This is a genomic window from Amycolatopsis umgeniensis (genome assembly GCF_014205155.1).
Taxonomy (GTDB): domain Bacteria; phylum Actinomycetota; class Actinomycetes; order Mycobacteriales; family Pseudonocardiaceae; genus Amycolatopsis; species Amycolatopsis umgeniensis.
Map to the genome: position 1 here is coordinate 4,553,734 of NZ_JACHMX010000001.1, position 17,570 is coordinate 4,571,303.

General features: G+C 68.0%; 16 protein-coding genes. 8 read left to right on the forward strand and 8 right to left on the reverse strand.

Features of this window, described 5'->3' with window-relative positions; genetic code table 11:
- The first annotated feature begins 44 nt into the window (after positions 1–44).
- Positions 45–992, forward strand: a complete 948-nt coding sequence (locus HDA45_RS21325) for a ribose-phosphate diphosphokinase (RefSeq protein WP_184897996.1) — start codon at positions 45–47, stop codon at positions 990–992.
- On the opposite strand, the gene HDA45_RS21330 is transcribed toward HDA45_RS21325, so the two are convergent.
- A complete protein-coding gene (locus tag HDA45_RS21330) occupies positions 989–2,293 on the reverse strand; it encodes a D-arabinono-1,4-lactone oxidase (protein ID WP_184897998.1) in 1,305 nt (434 codons plus the stop codon). The genes HDA45_RS21325 and HDA45_RS21330 overlap by 4 nt on opposite strands.
- 86 nt (positions 2,294–2,379) lie before the next feature.
- On the opposite strand from HDA45_RS21330, the gene HDA45_RS21335 reads away from it, so the two are divergent.
- Positions 2,380–3,564: an alanine racemase gene (locus HDA45_RS21335; RefSeq protein WP_184898000.1), complete on the forward strand. Its 1,185-nt coding sequence runs from the start codon at positions 2,380–2,382 to the stop codon at positions 3,562–3,564.
- A gap of 715 nt (positions 3,565–4,279) precedes the next feature.
- Here HDA45_RS21335 and HDA45_RS21340 read toward each other — a convergent pair.
- On the reverse strand, positions 4,280–4,921 hold the full coding sequence (locus HDA45_RS21340) for a TetR family transcriptional regulator (RefSeq protein ID WP_184898003.1): 642 nt from the start codon (positions 4,919–4,921) through the stop codon (positions 4,280–4,282).
- 125 nt (positions 4,922–5,046) lie between these two features.
- Between HDA45_RS21340 and HDA45_RS21345 the strand changes: the two genes are divergently transcribed.
- Together HDA45_RS21345 and HDA45_RS21350 are read left to right on the forward strand one after the other, a co-directional pair.
- Positions 5,047–6,369 carry a GH1 family beta-glucosidase gene (locus HDA45_RS21345; RefSeq protein WP_184898005.1) on the forward strand — a complete coding sequence of 441 codons (1,323 nt, stop codon included), beginning with the start codon at positions 5,047–5,049 and terminating at the stop codon, positions 6,367–6,369.
- Positions 6,362–7,618, forward strand: a complete 1,257-nt coding sequence (locus HDA45_RS21350; RefSeq protein WP_184898007.1) for an MFS transporter — start codon at positions 6,362–6,364, stop codon at positions 7,616–7,618. The genes HDA45_RS21345 and HDA45_RS21350 overlap by 8 nt, the downstream gene beginning before the upstream one ends.
- 359 nt (positions 7,619–7,977) lie before the next feature.
- On the opposite strand, the gene HDA45_RS21355 is transcribed toward HDA45_RS21350, so the two are convergent.
- Together HDA45_RS21355 and HDA45_RS21360 are read right to left on the reverse strand one after the other, a co-directional pair.
- Entirely contained in the window at positions 7,978–8,403 is a 426-nt protein-coding gene (locus tag HDA45_RS21355) for a hypothetical protein (RefSeq protein WP_184898009.1), read from the reverse strand.
- Between the two features lie 13 nt (positions 8,404–8,416).
- Positions 8,417–8,779 (reverse strand): hypothetical protein, encoded by a 363-nt coding sequence (locus HDA45_RS21360; RefSeq protein WP_184898011.1) that lies wholly within the window; start codon positions 8,777–8,779, stop codon positions 8,417–8,419.
- Between the two features lie 316 nt (positions 8,780–9,095).
- On the opposite strand from HDA45_RS21360, the gene HDA45_RS21365 reads away from it, so the two are divergent.
- Positions 9,096–10,499, forward strand: coding sequence for a helix-turn-helix transcriptional regulator (locus HDA45_RS21365; protein ID WP_184898013.1), 1,404 nt, complete (start codon positions 9,096–9,098; stop codon positions 10,497–10,499).
- Entirely contained in the window at positions 10,459–11,385 is a 927-nt protein-coding gene (locus HDA45_RS21370; protein WP_343072124.1) for a phosphotransferase family protein, read from the forward strand. Before HDA45_RS21365 ends, HDA45_RS21370 begins: the two co-directional genes overlap by 41 nt.
- Before the next feature lie 212 nt (positions 11,386–11,597).
- On the opposite strand, the gene HDA45_RS21375 is transcribed toward HDA45_RS21370, so the two are convergent.
- Positions 11,598–13,673: a tetratricopeptide repeat protein gene (locus HDA45_RS21375; RefSeq protein WP_184898015.1), complete on the reverse strand. Its 2,076-nt coding sequence runs from the start codon at positions 13,671–13,673 to the stop codon at positions 11,598–11,600.
- Between the two features lie 137 nt (positions 13,674–13,810).
- Between HDA45_RS21375 and HDA45_RS21380 the strand changes: the two genes are divergently transcribed.
- Together HDA45_RS21380 and HDA45_RS21385 are read left to right on the forward strand one after the other, a co-directional pair.
- Positions 13,811–14,533 carry a class I SAM-dependent methyltransferase gene (locus HDA45_RS21380; protein ID WP_184898017.1) on the forward strand — a complete coding sequence of 241 codons (723 nt, stop codon included), beginning with the start codon at positions 13,811–13,813 and terminating at the stop codon, positions 14,531–14,533.
- Between the two features lie 72 nt (positions 14,534–14,605).
- Positions 14,606–15,172: a dihydrofolate reductase family protein gene (locus HDA45_RS21385; RefSeq protein WP_184898019.1), complete on the forward strand. Its 567-nt coding sequence runs from the start codon at positions 14,606–14,608 to the stop codon at positions 15,170–15,172.
- Here HDA45_RS21385 and HDA45_RS21390 read toward each other — a convergent pair.
- Genes HDA45_RS21390 through HDA45_RS21400 form a run of 3 tightly spaced genes read right to left on the reverse strand, consistent with a single transcriptional unit; the run spans position 15,169 to position 17,534 of the window.
- Positions 15,169–16,200, reverse strand: coding sequence for a copper resistance D family protein (locus HDA45_RS21390; protein ID WP_184898021.1), 1,032 nt, complete (start codon positions 16,198–16,200; stop codon positions 15,169–15,171). The two genes, HDA45_RS21385 and HDA45_RS21390, sit on opposite strands and share 4 nt — an antisense overlap.
- The gene (locus tag HDA45_RS21395) at positions 16,197–16,760 is read right to left on the reverse strand and encodes a copper resistance CopC family protein (protein ID WP_184898023.1); all 564 of its coding nucleotides are present in this window, start codon (positions 16,758–16,760) and stop codon (positions 16,197–16,199) included. Before HDA45_RS21395 ends, HDA45_RS21390 begins: the two co-directional genes overlap by 4 nt.
- A complete protein-coding gene (locus HDA45_RS21400; RefSeq protein WP_184898025.1) occupies positions 16,761–17,534 on the reverse strand; it encodes a DUF1775 domain-containing protein in 774 nt (257 codons plus the stop codon). It abuts the gene before it with no gap.
- Between the last annotated feature and the right edge of the window lie 36 nt (positions 17,535–17,570).

The window sequence follows — 17,570 nt, forward strand, 5'->3', positions numbered from 1 at the left end:
AGTGTGTGGACGTAATCCGTCAGTTAAGTGAACGGAGTAAGTCCTTGCGCGAGGACATCGCGGTCTTCAGCGGTAGCGCACATCCCGAGCTCGCCGAAGAGATCTGTACTCATCTCGGTGTCCCGCTGCATCCCGTGCGGGTGCAGCGGTTCGCCAACGACTGTCTCGAAGTCCAGCTCGAGGCGAACTGCCGCGAGCGCGACGTCTTCCTGATCCAGCCGCTGGTGCGGCCGGTGCAGGAAAACCTCGTCGAGCTGCTGCTGATGCTGGACGCCGCGCGGGGCGCGTCGGCGAAGCGGATCACCGTCGTCATGCCGCACTATTCGTATGCCCGTTCGGACAAAAAGGACGCGCCGCGGATCTCGATCGGCGGCCGTCTCGTCGCGGACCTCATGGCGACCGCCGGCGCCGATCGCGTCCTCGCGATGACACTGCATTCGCCGCAGGTGCACGGCTTCTTCAGCGTCCCGGTCGATCATCTGCACGCCCTGCAGGAGCTGGCCGCGCACTTCCGCCAGTACGACCTCTCCGCGACGACGGTGGTCTCGCCGGATCTCGGCAACGCCAAGGAGGCCGCGCATTTCGCCCGGCTGCTCGGAGTCCAGGTCGCCGCGGGCGCGAAGCAGCGCTTCGCCGACGACAGGGTCGAGATCAGCTCGGTGATCGGTGAGATCACCGGTCGCGACGTGATCGTCCTCGACGACGAGATCGCCAAGGGCAGCACGGTGATCGAGCTGCTTTCCAAACTGCGGGAGCTGAAGCCGCGCTCGATCCGCGTCGCCTGTACGCACGGGTTGTTCTCCAGCGGCGCGCTGAAGCGGATCGGCGGCCAGCCGGACGTGCTGGAGGTCGTCTGCACGAATACGGTGCCGATCCCGCCGGAGGAGCAGGGCCCGAAGCTGAAGGTCCTGTCGATCGCGCCCGCGCTGGCGGAGGCGATGCGGAGGATCCACAACGGCGAGTCGGTCAGCGCGCTGTTCGATCCCGCTTAAGGGGTGCCGAGCACCCGGTCGAGGTACGTGTTCGTGAAGACCCCGGCCGGGTCCACCTCCTTGCGGACCCGGGAGAAGTCGTCGAAGCGCGGGTACCGCGAGCGAAGGGTCGCGGCGTCGAGGTCGTGCATCTTGCCCCAATGCGGGCGGCCGCCGACCTCGCCGACGATCGACGCGAATCCGGCGAAGTACTCGCGGTAGGGCATGCCGACGAACTGGTGGATCGCGATGTAGGCGGAGTCGCGGCCGTTCGCGGTCGAGAGCCAGATGTCGTCCGCGGCGGCGACGCGCACCTCGACCGGGAACGCGACCGGGTTCTCCAGCTTCGGGACGAACGCGCGGAGTTCGGAAAAGACGTCGAGCAGCGATTCGCGGGGGATCGCGAACTCCGACTCGACGAACCGCACGCCGCGATGGGTCACGAAGACGCGATGCGACGTGTCGCTGTACTCGCGGGCGGAGAGGATGTTCGAGGCGAACTTGCCGAGGGGCTGCACGAGTTTCGGCACCGCGCGGCCGAGACGGCACAGGCCGCCGAACGCGACGTTCTCCGTGACCTCGTAGTCGATGAATTCCTTCAGCCTGCTCAGCGGCTTGTGTTCACTGCCCGCCGGGAGCCGGTTGTTGCGCTTGACCAGGGCGTTCTTGCCGTAAGGGAACCAGTAGAACTCGAAGTGGTCGTTCTCGGCGGCGAACTGGTCGAAGCCTTCGAGGACCTGTTCGAGCGGTTCCGGCCGTTCCTGGGCCGAGAGCAGGAACGACGGTTCACACTGCAGGGTGACAGTGCTGATGACGCCGAGCGCGCCGAGACCCACCCTCGCTGCCGCGAAGAGTTCGGTGCGCTCGTCCGCCGAACAGGTGACCACGGTGCCGTCGGCGAGTACGAGTTCGAGTGCGGCGATCTGGGTGGCGATTCCGCCGAGCCGGGCGCCAGTGCCGTGCGTGCCGGTGGAGATCGCGCCCGCGACGGTCTGCGCGTCGATGTCGCCGAGGTTGGTCATCGCCAGCCCCAACGCGTCGAGTTCGGCGTTGAGCTGCTTGAGCGTGGTGCCCGATCGGACCGTGACCAGGCCTTTCGCGACGTCGGCCGTCACGATGCCGGTCCAGCCGGTGAGAGTCATGGCGTCCGAATCGGCCGCGGCGATCGCGGTGAACGAGTGGCCGCTGCCCAGCGGGCGCAGGCGCCGTCCGTCCGCGGCGGTCCGGCCGATCGCCTCGGCGATCTCTTCCGTGTCGCGCGGTCGGTGCACGCGCAGCGGCGACGCCGTCGCGGTACCGGCCCAATTGCTCCACCGTGTCATGCGCCCACCTAACCGTTGACGTGAGTGCCGAAACAGTAAGTGAATAGTATTCGCGTTTCAAGCCCTTCTGTCGTACCTTAGTTCGGGTGACCAGTGCGACGGTGTACGACTTGGCGACGAAGGACCTGGATCCTCCGTTCGCGGTTGTCGACTTGGATGCGTTCGACGCGAACGGCGCCGACCTGCTGCGGCGGGCGGCGGGCAAGCCGATCCGTGTGGTCAGCAAGTCCGTCCGCTGCCGGTACCTGCTCGAGCGGGTGCTCGCACGGCCTGGCTTCGAAGGCCTCATGTGTTATTCGCTCGCCGAAGCCGTCTGGCACGTCGAGCAGGGAACGACCGACGACATCGTGGTGGCGTACCCGACCGCCGACCACGGCGCGCTGCGGCGGTTGGCGGCGGACGACCGGGCGCGGGCGGCGATCTCGATCATGGTCGATTCGCCGGAACACCTCGATCTCGTCGATGCCGCGTTGGGACAGGACCATCCCGAAATCCGCGTCTGCCTCGAACTCGACGCTTCGTGGCGGCCGCTGCCCGGTGTGCATGTCGGCACCAGGCGCTCGCCGGTGTTCAGTCCGAGGCAGGCCGCGGACCTGGCGCGAACCATCTTGTCCCGCAAGGGTTTCCGGCTCGTCGGAATGATGGCGTACGAAGGTCAGATCGCCGGGCTCGGCGACGCGGCCGGAAGCGGCGTCAAGAACTCGATCATCGGCTGGATGCAGCGGAAGTCCATTGTGGAAATCGCGAAGCGCCGCGGTGCCGCTGTTCGCGCCGTCCGGGCGTTGGCGGATCTGGAGTTCGTCAACGGCGGCGGCAGCGGCAGCGTCGAATCGACCGGCGCCGAAGCGGCCGTCACCGAAATCGCGGCGGGCTCGGGCCTGATCGGGCCCACCCTCTTCGACGGCTACGCGCACTTCTCGCCTCGCCCGGCCGCGATGTTCGCGCTGCCCGTCGTCCGGCGCCCGGCGCCCAAGGTCGCGACACTCTTCTCCGGCGGCTACATCGCTTCCGGCCCAACGGAGTCTTCGCGACAGCCGACGCCCTACCTGCCCGAAGGCCTCTCGCTGCTCGGGTTCGAAGGCGCCGGCGAAGTCCAAACCCCGGTCTCCGGCGAAGCGGCCCGCCGTCTGCGGCTCGGCGACCGCGTCTGGCTGCGCCACGCGAAAGCCGGCGAACTCGCCGAACGCTTCACGCACTACCACGTGATCATCGGCGACCGCGTCGACCGAACCGTCCCCACCTACCGAGGCGAGTCCCAAAACTTCGGCTGACCCGCGCGACCCCACCCCCCACCCGTCCCAGGGGGGCGCGCCCCGCTCCAGCGTATCGGGAGGGGGTGTCGGGGGTGGGGGTTCGGAAGAGTGAGGGGCGAGGTTGTCCACAACTGTGGGTGGGTGTGGACAACTTGTGTGGATAACTGGATAACGCCAGCTCAAGGTGGGTCGAGGCGTGGCTGATGGGGGTTGTGTGACTGGTGAGACATCGAGTCCGGTCGCCGATGGGCACGAATGGCGTAGGGGGATCCGTCGGTGACGGGGAGGCCATCTTCGGGACTTTCAGCGTCCTGAAGGTGGCCTTCGCGACGTCCGGGCAAGGGCGCCAGGGTCCATAGTGGACTGAGGTGGGGTGAAGGGGCCCTTCGCCGCATCGGACGCGGGGAAAGCGCCCTTCGGCCACCGTGGAGCCGGAGTCCGGCGCCCGATCACGACCGCAATCGGCCGGCTAGGTGGGGAGGGTTGGCAGGTTGCGAAAGCCACTTTCGCAACCTTCAACGTTGCGAAAGTGGCTTTCGCAACACGGCTCCCGACCAAGCGTGGGCTCCCGACCAAGCGCTGCTCCCCGCCAAACGCGAGCCGTGCGATGTCGCGAAAGCCACTTTCGGGACATCAGAAGTCGCGAAAGTGGCTTTCGCGACACCCGAAGTCGCCCCGGACCCCCAGCCCAGCCCCGGACCCCAGCCACAGCCCCAGCCCCGGACCGGAACCGTCAGGCGCCGAACTTGCTCGCCAAGTACCCCTTAACCACCGACTTCGCCTCCGCCACGATCCGCTCGTCCCCGCGCGGGTCACGGCGGAACGCCAGCTTCAGCAGCGCGTCGGCCGTTTCGTTCGCGATCGTCAGCGCGAACCGGATGTCGTCCAGCGGCGAAGAGATCCGTGCCGAGAGGATGTCCGTGAGCGCGTCGACGATGACGGCGTTGTTGTCGCGCGTCTCGTCCAGGAGCTGCCTGTCCACGACGTCACCGAAGTGGACCTTCGAGAAGCCGGGGACCTCGCGGTGCATGTCGAGGTAGATGTCGAGGATCGAATCCACGACGTCCCACCAGTGTTCGGGCGCGAGCTCGTTCAAGGTCTCGGACACCGAGGCGACGAACCTTTCGAGGTTGCGTTGCGTCAGCGCCTGCACCACGGCCCGCTTGTCGGGGAAGAACTGGTACAGCGAACCGACGGCCACCCCCGCTCGCTTCGCGATCAACGTGGTCGTCAATGCCTCGTAGCCGAGTTCGTCGATCAGCTGCGCGCTGGCGTCGAGCATCTGCTCCACCCGCTTGGCGCTGCGTTGCTGGACGGGCTGCCGCCGGAGCGGAGTCGTCTCCGCTTGCGGTTTCGCGGCCTGGATGTCGGACACTCGGGCTCCTCCTTCGCTGATCTGCGACTTTATCGTGCCGACGGGGTTCCCCACGGTCGAGTGAAGGCATAGTATCTGAGAACTTTTCATGTTCGGCCGTGTCTTCGAGGAAAGGTGCCTAGCCGGTGGAAAATCCGACCTTCCCGTCCGAATTCCTGTGGGGTGTCTCGACCTCCGCCTTCCAGATCGAGGGGGCGACCGGAGAAGGCGGCCGAGGACAGTCCATTTGGGACACGTTCACCGAAACGGAGGGAAAGATCGCGCGGGCTGAGCACGCCAAGGTAGCCGCCGATCACTTCCACCGCTACTCCGAAGACATCGCGCTGATGGCGGGACTCGGCGTCGGCGCCTACCGCATGTCCTTCGCCTGGCCCAGGATCCAGCCCGACGGCGAAGGCAAACCCAACGCGGAAGGCCTCGCCTTCTATGACGAACTCATCGACGAGGTCTGCGCCGCCGGGATCGACCCGGTGGGGACGCTTTTCCACTGGGACCTCCCGCAGGCGCTCGAGGACAAGGGCGGCTGGCTTGCGCGCGACACCGCCGAACGCTTCGGGGAGTACGCCGCGATCATGGGCGAACGATTCTCCGATCGGGTGAAAATGTGGATCCCGCTCAACGAGCCCATGGTCATGTCGATCTTCGGGTACGCGATCGGCGAATACGCCCCCGGCAAGACGCTCCTGCTCGACGCCCTGCCCACCGCGCACTACCAGAATCTCGCCCACGGCCTCGCCGTCCAAGCCCTGCGCGCGGCCGGTGCCCGCGGTGTCGGCACGGCGAACAATCATTCGCCGATCTGGCCCGCCTCCGATTCGCCGGAAGACAAGGCCGCGGGCGAATGGATCGACGCCCTCATCAACCGGACGTACTCCGATCCGGTGCTGCTGGGCCGTTATCCCGAACAGGTCGTCGAACATCTCCCGAAGGACTTCGCCGACGATCTGCCCACCATCGCGCAGCCACTCGACTTCTACGGGGTGAACTACTACGAGCCGCAGGGCGTCGCCGCGCCCGGCGAAGGCAACCCGCTTCCCTTCGAGCTTCGCGCGATCGAGGGATATCCCATGACCACCAACGATTCCCCGATCGTCCCGCACGGCCTGCGCGAACTGCTCGTCGGTTTCCAGGAGCGCTACCGCGAGCATCTCCCACCTGTCTACATCACCGAAAACGGCTGCAGTTTCGACGACGTCGTCGCCGAAGACGGGCACGTCCACGACCAGGAGCGCATCGACTTCCTCGACGGTCACCTGGTCGCGGTGCGCGAGGCGATGGACGCCGGCGTCGACGTCCGCGGGTACTTCGTCTGGTCGCTCATGGACAACTTCGAATGGTCGAAGGGCTACCAGCCGCGGTTCGGCCTGGTGCACATCGACTACGAGACACAGCGGCGGACACCGAAGGATTCCTTCGGCTGGTACCGGAAACTGATCAGCCATGAGTGAGGTCGCAGACCTGCCCGAGGCGCTCGCCGAGCCGGTCGCCAAGGTCCGCGCGGGCTGGATGAGCCTGCTGTTCTTCGCGAACATCGCGCTCTGGCTCGGGGTCTACGCGCCCATCCAGGTCCTGCTGCCGAAACAGGCCGAACTGTTGGACGCGGCCAACAAGGAGGCCGTGTTCAGTCTGGTCACCGGTGTCGGCGCGGTCGTCGCGCTGATCGCCAACCCGGTCGTCGGCCTGCTCTCGGACCGGACCTGCTCCGCCCGCGGCCGCCGTCATCCGTGGACGGCGGCCGGCGCGGTGGTCGCCGCGGCCGGACTGCTCGTCCTCGCGTTCGCGCCGAACGTCGCGGTCATGGTGCTCGGCTGGTGCCTCGTCCAGGCCGGTCTCAACGGAATGCTCGCGATGCTGGTCTCGGCGATCGCGGACCGGGTGCCCGTTCCCCAGCGCGCGCAGGTCGGCGGACTGGTCGGCATCGCCCAGATGCTCGGGACCGTGCTCGGCGCCGTGGTGGTCGTGGTGATGCTCGACCTCGCCGGACTGCCGCTGGGCTACGCGGTGTGCGCGGCCATCGTGCTGGCCGGTGCGGCCGCCTTCGTCCTGCGCACACCGGACGCGCGGCTGCCGGTCGCGTACCGGCCGTCCGGCCGGGCTCGCGACGTGCTGTCGAACCTGTGGATCTCCCCGCGCGAACATCCGGACTTCGCCTGGGCGTGGGGCTGTCACTTCATGATCGGCCTCGGCAACGCCTTCGGAACGCTGTACCTGCTGTTCTTCCTCAAGGACGCGGTGCACTACGAAGACCCGGACACCGGTCTGCTGATCATGATGGGGCTTTACGGCGCCGCCCTCATCGTCGGCGCGCTCATCGCCGGGCACTTCTCCGACAGGTCCGGACGGCGTAAGCCCTACGTCCTCGCGGCGTCAGCCGTGATGGCCGTCGCCGCGCTGCTGCTGGTCGTCTGGCAGAACTGGACGGCGGCGCTCGCCGCTTCGCCGTTGCTGGGCGTCGGTTTCGGCGCGTACATGGCTGTCGCGCTGGCGATGCTCACGCAGGTGCTGCCCGCCGCGCAGGACCGGGCGAAGGATCTCGGGGTCATCAACATCGCGAACTCGCTGCCGCAGGTGGTGGCACCGATGCTGACCGCGCCGATCCTCGCGTACCTGGGCGGGTATCCGAGCCTCTTCGCGGCTTCGGCGCTGTCCACCGTCATCGCCGCGGTGCTGGTCACGCGGGTGAAATCGGTCAGCTGACAGGAAAGTTGGAGACCGCGGACCGATGCCGGTCGGGGGAGGGGAGTGCAACGGCACCGGCCCGCGGAGTTCGGGGGATGGCAGCGCGCTGCTTGGCAGGTATCGCGCTGCGTTTGTGATCATCAACCTAGCGACCGATTACTGCCTTCGCTAGGTGTTCTGCCGATAATTTTCGATTAATCGCGGTGGGGACCGGAGCGATTACCGAGAGCGGCTCGTCACGTTCGGGGGTACGGGCGAACCGCTATCGGCGGAGGCGAGATCGTGGCGTGGTTGCCGAGGGGGCGCTCGGACCGCCGTTCACTCGCCTGGCTTTCAAGCAGTCTCTTTCAAAGAGAGTCTGCGGGTCGCGCACTCTTTCAAGCGTGCACGCCCCCGATGGCAGGCCTGCGCGGGTTGACCAGCGCGTGCCTGCCAGTGGTTTCGCCGGCGCTCACACCGCGAGTCTGACCAGGGACACGACGACGGGCTTCCCGCCGGTGGTCCTGGGTGGCCGCGGTCTGCTGGGGGGCGAGGCCACCGGCGACCAGGTGCTCGTGCGCGACCTGCCAAACCGAGCAGGGGGCCTTGCACTTGTGCCAGCGGGTCGAACAGGTGGGGCAATCCCCGCGCTCGTCGGGCTCGTGCGCCTGCAGCATCGCGCGCCAGCCTTCGGTCAACCGGGGGAGCTCCGAGCGGGCGACCGAGACGAGCGACTGCGCGTCGGCCCGGTTCGCGAGATCGGAGAGCATGTCGAGGCGTTCCCAAACCGCGTTGCGGAGGACTTGCCCTAGGACCTGATCCACGGAGAACTCACCGTTACCTTTCCGCCATCTTGGCGGCTTCGTTGAGCGCGGCCCTGAGCTGTCCGAGCTGGCCGGACGTCATGCGCGCCGTCTCTCCGGGCGGCGAGACGAGAACCACCTGGTTGTCTTCGACGAACACGGTGACGGCGCGCTCGCGGCTGATGAGATCGCCGCACTGCACCCGCCAAACCAGTTGTCCGCCTTCGTAACGGCGCACACTCGCGGTACGGGGGTCGACCGGGGCGGAAGGGGAGACCGGACGGGTGACACCCACCGTCTGCTGACCGGCCGGGCCGGCCGCACGCAGGTGGCGCGTGGCCATACCGGGCCGTCCCGCGGTGATGGAGCCTGTTGCGATCGAGTCCACGAACTCCACTGGCTCTTCTCCGCTCTCTCGTTCCACGTCGTCTTCGTGACCGCGTATCCGCACCTAGGGGGTTCGGAGACTTGGTAGCTCTCCGTGATCGCGGCCGGTGGCTGGTCGGTCACGGAGATCTGACAACTACAGTGATGTGAAACCGAGTGCGATAGAAGGTCGAACCGCCGTCATAGCGGTGACCGGACGAGGTTTCACGGTAAGCGGTCAAACGACTTCTGCCGGGCCGATCACGACGGGCATTCCGGTGTTTCGCACGGTTGAATAGGTGTGCCTACGCTGTTTCTAGACCCCAACGGAACTGTGAGGGGGCGCAATGGACGCCAGTATCGGTGGCGGCGCTGTCGCCGGCTCGGACTCCAAGAGCCGCCAGAGTCACCCCGTGCCGCCGGATGCCTGGGAGCAGCCGGAGATGCGAGCCGCACTGGCCACACGGGAGATTTCGTCCGTGTACCGCCTGTTGCGCAAGCACGGTGTTTCGCAGCGCCAGATCGCCGCGATGACCGGCCAGTCGCAGTCCGAGGTGTCCGAGATCCTCAAAGGTCGCCAGGTGATGGCGTACGACGTGCTCACCCGCATCGCTGACGGCCTTGGTGTCCCCCGGGGATACATGGGTCTCGCCTATGACGAGGCGACAGCGATCAAGGTCGTCGGCGCTGCCGACGGCCAGCAGGCGGAGGAGGACGAGTCCGTGAAGCGACGGAGGTTCCTCGCGCACGCCGCCCAGGTCACGATGGGCGCGGCGGTGTTCGGTCCGGAATCGGGTACGTGGTCGGCCGGGCCGGCGAAGACGCCCGCCCCCGGGCGGATCGGCATGACCGACGTCCGCCAGGTGGAAGCCGCGACCAGAGCGCTCCGGTCCCTCGACTACCAGTACGGCGGCGGTTTCTGCCGCGACGCCGTGGTCGCGCAGCTGTCCTGGGGACAGCAGATGCTCGAGTCCAACGGCACCGAGATGGTCAAGAACCGCCTGTTCGTCGCGCTCGCCGATCTGCACAGCCTGGCGGGCTGGACGTCCTTCGACACCGGCCTCATGGACTCCGCGCGCGGCCATTTCGCGAACGCGCTGGACCTGGCCAAACAGGGCGACAACCATCCGCTGGTGGCCAACGTCCTCTACCGGATGGGCCGCGTCTACCTGCACCAGGACGCTCCGAACGACGCGCTGAAACTGTTCCAGCTCGGCCAGATCGCCGCCCAGGAATCGGGCTCCGAGCTGGCGGTCGCCGTGCTCTGCGCCAACGAGGCGTGGGCCTACGCGATGATGGGCAACGAGGAGCAGGCCGTGAAGCTGCTCGGCCGGAGCAAGGACGAATTCGCCCGCGCCAACCTGGCCGAGGCCGAGTCCTGGGTCAAGTTCTTCACCGAGACCGACGTCTACGCCATGATCGGCACCGTGCACACCGTGCTCGCCGCGAAGAACGCCGAGCACACCAAGTACGCGATCCCGGCGCTGACCAAGGCCGTCGAGTCCTACGACGACGACATGGCCCGCAGCAAGACGTTCATGCTCAGCGCGCTGGCCACGAATCACCTGCTCGAAGGCGATCTCGATCATGGCGCCAAGGTGGGCTCGAAGGCCGTCGACACCGCCGAGGGCATCAAGTCCGAGCGGGTGAAGGACCGGATGAGGCCGCTGCAGGTCGAGGCGGAACGCCGCCGGAACAACGCCGACGCCCGTGACCTCGCCGATCGCCTCAACTCCTTCTACGCCGCCTGAGCAGGGCCGGTTCACGCCCGGCAAACTGCGTGAAGCCCTGGGGCGGACGTGCGAACAGCTGGGCGTGGACCCCGAAGGCGCCCGGCTGCTGAGATTCACCAACAACGCCGTCTACGAGCTGGCGAGCGCGCCGTTCGTCGTCCGGATCGTCGGCTCCACCCTGCTGCGGCACCGCGTCGGCACGGTCGTGCGGGTCGCGCGGCATTTCGAACGGCACGAGGTGCCCGCCATCCGCCTGGTTCCCGGCCTCGACCAGCCGCTGCCGGTCGGCGAGCATCTCGTGACGGTCTGGTGGAAAGTGCCGGAGAGCGGCCGGAAGGCGAAGTCCGCCGATCTCGCCGCGCTGCTGCGCCGGGTCCACGCGCTCGAGCCGCCCGAAGGGCTCGCCGAGTGGGCGCCGTTCGCCGCGATCCGCGCCCGGGTTTCGGACGCGGAGGAGCTGGACGACGGAGACCGCCGGTTCCTGCTCGAGCGCTGTTTCGAGGTCGAGGCCGCCCTCGAAACACTCGACTTCCCCCTGCCGAGGGGCCTCGTCCACGGGGACGCGCACACCGGGAACGTGATCCCGGGGCCGGGCGGGCCGGTGCTGTGCGATTTCGATTCGTCCTGTGTCGGGCCGCCGGAATGGGACCTGACGCCGCTCGCCGTCGGCCATGAACGATTCGGTGATCCACCTGCCCGCTATCGCGTGTTCGCCGAGCGGTACGGATTCGACGTGACGACGTGGTCCGGGTTCTCCGTACTGCGGGCAATCCGTGAACTGAAGCTCACCACGAGTGTTCTCCCGATTCTCCGCAGTCATCCCAGCGTGCGCGATGAGCTGCGAAAACGGTTGGACGATCTCCGGAACGGGCGTACCGGCGCCCGCTGGAACCGGTATCGCTGAGTCACCCGGGAAAGCGATCTGCACGTGCATTCGCCGACGACGAATGACCGTTCGTCGCTTGCCTGAATTCGCCGGTCAAACGGTCACGAATTCGCCCGGGCTGATCACTTCTATTGGCTCAGCGCTCCCCCAAATGTGCAACTTGCAGCTACGCACCGTTATTTAGCGCGCTTAGTTCACCTTGTCGTTGCGTATCGATCGGTGCCGTCGGGTCACAGCTGTTCCAAACGCGTACGCAGAGCGTCAGCCTCCGGGCGGCCCAGGCCGACGAAAATCGGCAAAGCCTGGTCGTAGAGGAGCCGGGCTTCCTCCCGGTCACCGTCCGCCTCGGCGATCTCGCCGAACGCGAGAAGCGTCCTGGCCACCTCGAAGCGCGAACCGCTCGCCTTCATGGTGGCGCGTGCGGGTTCGAGCTCGGCCCGCGCGGCCGGGAAGTCACCGGTGACCGTGAGGGCGCGGCCGAGTTCGATCCGGGCGCGGGCCACGTTGTAGTCGTCGCCCGCGAGGACGTCGCGAGCGCGGGTGAGGTCGGCGATCGCGGCTTCGGCCTGTCCGGCACGGACGCGGGTCGCGCCGAGGTTGATCAGCGCCAGCCCGACGTCGTGCGGCCGGTCCTGCCGCTCGCTGAGCAGATGGTCCTCGGTGAACCACTCGATCGCTTCGTCGAGCCTGCCCTGCTGAAGGGCGACCAGGCCGAGCCCTTCGACCGACCGGATCTCGACGACGTGGTTGCCCGCCGTCCGCGCGGCGTCGCGTCCGGCCAGGTAGTGCCGGACGGCGTCGTCGTACCGCCCGGTGCCGCGGCACGCGGCGCCACCCCGGTTGCGCATCAGCGCCTCCGCGGAGACGTTGCCCCACGCCACCGCGCAGCGGACGCCGATCTCGCTCACCCGCAGAAAGTCCGGATAGTGCTTGCGCAGCAGGAAAAGCGGCCACATCGCGGCGGCAAGCTGCCAGCCGAGCTCCGGCAGTTGCCAGTCGTGGGCCGTTTCGACGGCGGCGATGAGGTTCTCGCGTTCCAGCTCCAGCCAGGCGAGCGCCTCTTCGCGGGTGTCGAACGAGGTCGGCGTCGACGGCCGGTACTCGTAGCGATACGGGATGCCGTCCTGGTCGGGCGTGGTCAGGTCGGCGGTCGCGGACGCCGCGAACAGGTACCACTCGAGCATGCGGCGCACGGCGATGTCGCGGTCGTACTCGTTGCCCGCCGTCTTCTCCTTGGCGTGCAGCCGCGCGAGGTCGTGGAAGGTGTACCGGTCGTCGCCGCGGTCGATCAGCAACCCGACGTCGACGAGCTGGTCCAGCAGGTCGTCGGCGACCTCCTCGCGGACGGCGATCGACGCGGCCGCGACGCCGACACCGAAGTCGGGGCCGGGGTGCAGTCCGAGTGCCGCGTACAGCGCCGCCGCGTCCGAGGGCAGTTCGTCATAGGACAGGTTGAAGCTGGCTTCCACCGATTGCGCCTCTTTCGTCGAGAGCGTGGCCAGTCGACGATATTCCTTCCCCAGCTCGGTGGCGATCTTCGCGAGCGACATTTTCGGCCGCCCCGCCAGCTTGGCGCTGATCGTGGTGAGGGCGATCGGCAGACCGCCGCACAGCTCGGCGATGGCCTGCGCCTGGCCGGCTTCGGCGCCGATCCGCTGGGTGCCGACGGCCCGGCCCAGCAGTTCGGCGCTGTGCGCGGAGCCGAAGGGGGCCAGCTCGATCAGCTTCGCGCGGTGTTCGGTCTGGAGCCTGCCGAGGCGGCGCCTCGAAGTCACGATCACGACGCTGTCGCCACAGGAGGGCAGCAGGGGCAGCACCTGCTCGGTCGACCCCGCGTTGTCGAGCAGTACGAGCAGCGGCCGCTCGGCGGTCGTCGTGCGGTAGAGGGCGGTGAGTTCCTCGACGTCCGCGGGCAGCCCCTCCGGCGGGACACCCAGCGCCCGGAGGAACCGGCCGAGCGCTTCGCTCGCGGTGAGCGGGCCGTTGGTGCTGAACCCGCCGAGATCCGCCCAGAGGTGGCCGTCCGGGAACCGGTCACCGAGGTGGCGGCCCCACGCGGCGGCCAGCGCGGTCTTCCCGATCCCGCCCTGACCGCTGATCAGGTGCACCGCCGGTCCGTCGGCGTCGTCCTGGGCCAGCAGCTTTTCGAGCACCTCGAGCTCGGCCGCGCGATTGGTGAAATGCGCGGGCACGGGCGGCAACTGCCGCGGGCCCGAACTCTCCTGTCTGGTGAGCCGGACCGCCGATCGCTGACGCGGAACCCGCGCGGTGCCGACTTCGCTTTCACCCGGAATCGGGCTGCCCATCCACTATCCCCTCTTCGGGTTACCCCAGCGATCGCGTAGAGCATCGCGGTGGCGATCCGAAGAGGACAGTGAAATCGGTCAAATGCGGCCGTTTGGAGCAAGGTGGGTAACGACGACCGTGGGTAAGAAGGAGTTTCATGGAGACGAGTGGCAAGACCCGTTGGCAAGAAGGACTGTCGGACGAGCTGAATCACTGGAGGATCTGGCTGTCGGGTGGTTCCGAAGCCTTCGCCGGCGAAGGCTTCGATGACTACGGCTGGCGGACGAGGCCGGACTCGGACCTGCGGAATCAACCCCATCTGACGCGGAACCTCGAGCCCTTCGCGCCGGAGGGGGCGACCGTGCGCATCCTCGACGTCGGTGCGGGCCCGCTGACCTGCGTCGGCAAGGAATGGCCCGGTCGCACGGTGGAGATCACCCCGGTCGACCCGCTCGCCGATGAGTACCGCACCCTCCTCGGCGAACTGGAGCTGACTCCTTTGGTGGCCACCGAGGAGGCCGAGGTGGAGAAGCTCTCCGAGGTGTTCCCGGCGGACCACTTCGACCTCGCGTACTGCCAGAACGCGCTGGACCACGTGTACGACCCGGTGCTCGGCGCCCGCCAGATGCTCGAGGTCGTCAAGCCGGGCCACGCCGCCGTGCTGATGCTCAACGTGAACGAGGGCGAACGCGAGAACTACTACGGGTTGCACCAGTGGAACTTCTGCCGCGAAGGCGATGCCCTCGTCGTCTGGAATCACGACGGCCGGGTGAACCTCAACGAGGAGTTGTCCGAGGTCGCCGACGTTCGCTTCGAGCCCGAGTCCACCGAGACGTTGATGGTCGTCGCGCTGGTCAAAAAAGTTCCGGCCGGGATGTAGAGATCCGCGTGACGGCTTCGTCCCTGGGGCAGCCGCGGCCGGAAGTGGTCGCGGGAACAGGGAGGACAAGCCATGCGCAAGCTCATCGTCCAGCAGTGGGTCACCGTCGACAACATCGCCGCGGAGGAGGACGGCGGGCTCGGCTTCGTGTCCGGGGAGCCGTTCTCGGAGAAGACCGAGCCCGCGTTCAAAGCGAGCGTGATGGGCTTCATCGACTCGGTCGACACGATGATCCTGGGCGCGAACACCTACGCCATGTCCAAGGACTACTGGCCCAACGCCGAAGAGCAGGGCGAGTACGGCGAGAAGGTCAACAACCTCACCAAGTTCGTCGCCTCGTCGAAGCTGGAGGACGCACCCTGGGGTGACTTTTCCGCCGCGACCGTGACCCGCGACCCGGCCGCCACCATCCGGGACCTCAAGGAGCAGGAGGGCAGGGACCTCTGGCTGTGGGGGAGCCTGACGCTCATGTGGTCGATGCTGGACGCCGGTGTCGTCGACGAGGTCCGGATGATGGTCTGCCCGGTGTCGCGAGGCAAGGGCACGCGTGTCTTCCAGGATCGGCGGGATCTGAAGCCGGTCGAGGCGACCGCGTTCGAGAACGGCGTGGTTTTGCTGCGGTACGCGGTCGAGAACTAGGTCGTCGGGACGACGGGCGCGCGCGTGAGGACGACGGCGAAACCGAAGGCCAGCCCCATCACGGTCAGTTCGAGCGTCGCCCACGCGGCCAGCGCCGTGCGGTTGTGCCGGATGATCCGCGGCATCAGCTTCCAGCGCGTGTACGCGCCGAGGCCCGCGATCACTCCGGTGCACAACAGTTTGAGCAGCACCAGCTGTCCGTACGGCGTGGTGAACACGCCTTCCCAGAAGCCGAGCGACGGGTTGAGCGAGATCTCGATGAGCCCGTTGAACAGGCCGGTCGCCGCGCCGAGGATCAGGCACAGCGTCGCCAGTTTGGAGAACCGCGGGAGCGCGTGTGCCAGCAGTGTCCGGTTCCCGATGAGCAGCACCGTCATCGCGCCGAGCCCGCCGGTCCAGGCGACGGCGCTCATCACGTGCAGTTCCATCGAGATCATCGTGTAGTCGTGGTAGTTCCAGTTCGACGCGTGCCCGGTGACCGGCAGCGGCAGCAGCGCGAACAGGCCCAGCCCGACGCGGACCTCGGCGGGCACCTTCTCGCCGTGCTTCAGCGCGAGGATGCCGAGTCCCGCGTGCAGCAGCGCCAGCACCGCGACGATCAGCAGCGCCTTGCCCGCGCCGACGTCGGCGATGTAGCTCCCGACGTCCGACATCGACAGCGTGCTGGAGCCGGGCCGGTACTCGGCGGTCTGCAGGATCAGCGCGACGAGCGCGGTGGTCGCCCAGACCAGCGCGGCCGCGACACTCGCGGGCCGCGCGAGCCGCATGATCGGCTCGGAGAGCTTCGGCCGGTCGTAGCCGACCAAGACCGAAAGCAGGGCGAGCCCGATCGTGGCGACCGCCGAGATGTCCAGCAGTACCCGCACGATCGGGATGGAGACCGAGACCACCTCGCTGACCTGCGCGACCCCGGGGACCGGGGCGGTGGCCGTCAGCGCGACACCGATCAGCGCACCGACGATGCCCGCCGTCACCACGCAGAACAGGACGGCGACGCGGGCGCGCGAGGTGGTCTCGGTCTGTGTCATGACCCGCTCTTCTCCTTGTCACCCGCGCCGGTGCGCAGGGCGACGGTCAGCCCGACCGCGAGCAGCACGACGGCGCCCGCGATCCACACCCAGATCGGGACTCCGGACGAGCCTTCGCCGCCGGTCGCCGGCGTCGTCTCGGCCTGACCCGCGTTGCTGCGCGCGGCGTCGGCGGCCGCCGGGGTGCCGGTGCCCGCGGCGGTGAGGGTGAACGGCACCTCACCGGTCACGGCGTGCCCGTCCGCGGACAGGATCCGGTAGCCGATCTTGTACTCGCCCGCCGGGCCGAGCGGCCGCAGCGGCACGGTCACGGCGCTGTCGCGGACCTCGACCTGGCCCTCGGCCCACTGGCCGCCGCCCGGTCCGATGACCGCGATCTGGTTGACGTTCGCGTTCTGGACGTACTGGTCGAACGTGAGAGTGATCTTCGCGGGCCCGGTGGCGATCGAAGCGCCCTTCGCCGGGTCCGAGGAGATCAGGACGTTGTGCGCCAGCGCCGGGGTGGCGGTGGCGAGCCACGCCACCCCGGTGATCGCCAGCGCGACGATCGCTTTACGCATTTACTCGGTTCCCTCGGTGTTGCTCTTGCTGGAGACGGCCGTGGCGCGGCGCGCGCGCAGGGTGGCACCGGCGCCGACGCCGAGGCCGAGCGCGCCGACGACCAGGCCCGCGCCGCCGAGCCAACGGGCGGTGTTGTCGGAAGACGAGGAAGCGTGGGACTCCTCGGAGGCCTTCGCGTCGGTGCCGTGGCCACCGCCGCCGTGACCGTCCGCGCTCTTCTCGGCGAGCTTCACGCTCGGCGCGGGGTGCTCCGGCTCCTCACCGGAGGCCGGGGTCGGCTGATTCCACTCGACGACCTTGCCGTTCTCGTACGTCTGGGTGGCCGGGAACTCCAGCGCGTCGACGTTGGTCGGGAACTGGCCCGCGCTGATCTGGAACTCCTGGAACTCGGTCGAACCGGCGGCGATCTTGGTGCCCGGCTCCGCGGTCCAGGAGACCTTGGTGACGGCTTCGGTGATCTGGGTGCCGGACGCGGTGGTCACCGGAGCGGGCAGCTTCGACTTGACGACCTCGGCCTTCCAGCCGGGGATCGGCTTGGTGCGGACCGAGCTGAGGGCGTACTCGGGCTTGAGGGCGACCTCGACCTTGACGGTGCCGGCGTCCTTCTCCTCGTTGGGAACGCGGAAGAAGATCGAGCCGTAGCCGCCCTTCGACGGCTGGGGGCCGTAGACGTTGGCGGTGACGTGGGCCGAAGCGACCCCCGCCGAGAGCAGACCGGCGATGCCGATGGTGGCGGCCAGGAATCCGGCGCGCTTGTAGACGTTGTTGGACACGAAAACTCCTGAACGTGATGAAGACGGCGGGTTCGG

Excerpts from the sequence above, each read along its gene's own strand:
- HDA45_RS21330 (WP_184897998.1), bottom strand. The coding sequence starts at position 2,293 with ATGACACGGTGGAGCAATTGGGCCGGTACCGCGACGGCGTCGCCGCTG.
- HDA45_RS21350 (WP_184898007.1), top strand. The coding sequence starts at position 6,362 with ATGAGTGAGGTCGCAGACCTGCCCGAGGCGCTCGCCGAGCCGGTCGCC.
- HDA45_RS21365 (WP_184898013.1), top strand. The coding sequence starts at position 9,096 with ATGGACGCCAGTATCGGTGGCGGCGCTGTCGCCGGCTCGGACTCCAAG.
- HDA45_RS21375 (WP_184898015.1), bottom strand. The coding sequence starts at position 13,673 with ATGGGCAGCCCGATTCCGGGTGAAAGCGAAGTCGGCACCGCGCGGGTT.
- HDA45_RS21380 (WP_184898017.1), top strand. The coding sequence starts at position 13,811 with ATGGAGACGAGTGGCAAGACCCGTTGGCAAGAAGGACTGTCGGACGAG.
- HDA45_RS21385 (WP_184898019.1), top strand. The coding sequence starts at position 14,606 with ATGCGCAAGCTCATCGTCCAGCAGTGGGTCACCGTCGACAACATCGCC.
- HDA45_RS21390 (WP_184898021.1), bottom strand. The coding sequence starts at position 16,200 with ATGACACAGACCGAGACCACCTCGCGCGCCCGCGTCGCCGTCCTGTTC.
- HDA45_RS21395 (WP_184898023.1), bottom strand. The coding sequence starts at position 16,760 with ATGCGTAAAGCGATCGTCGCGCTGGCGATCACCGGGGTGGCGTGGCTC.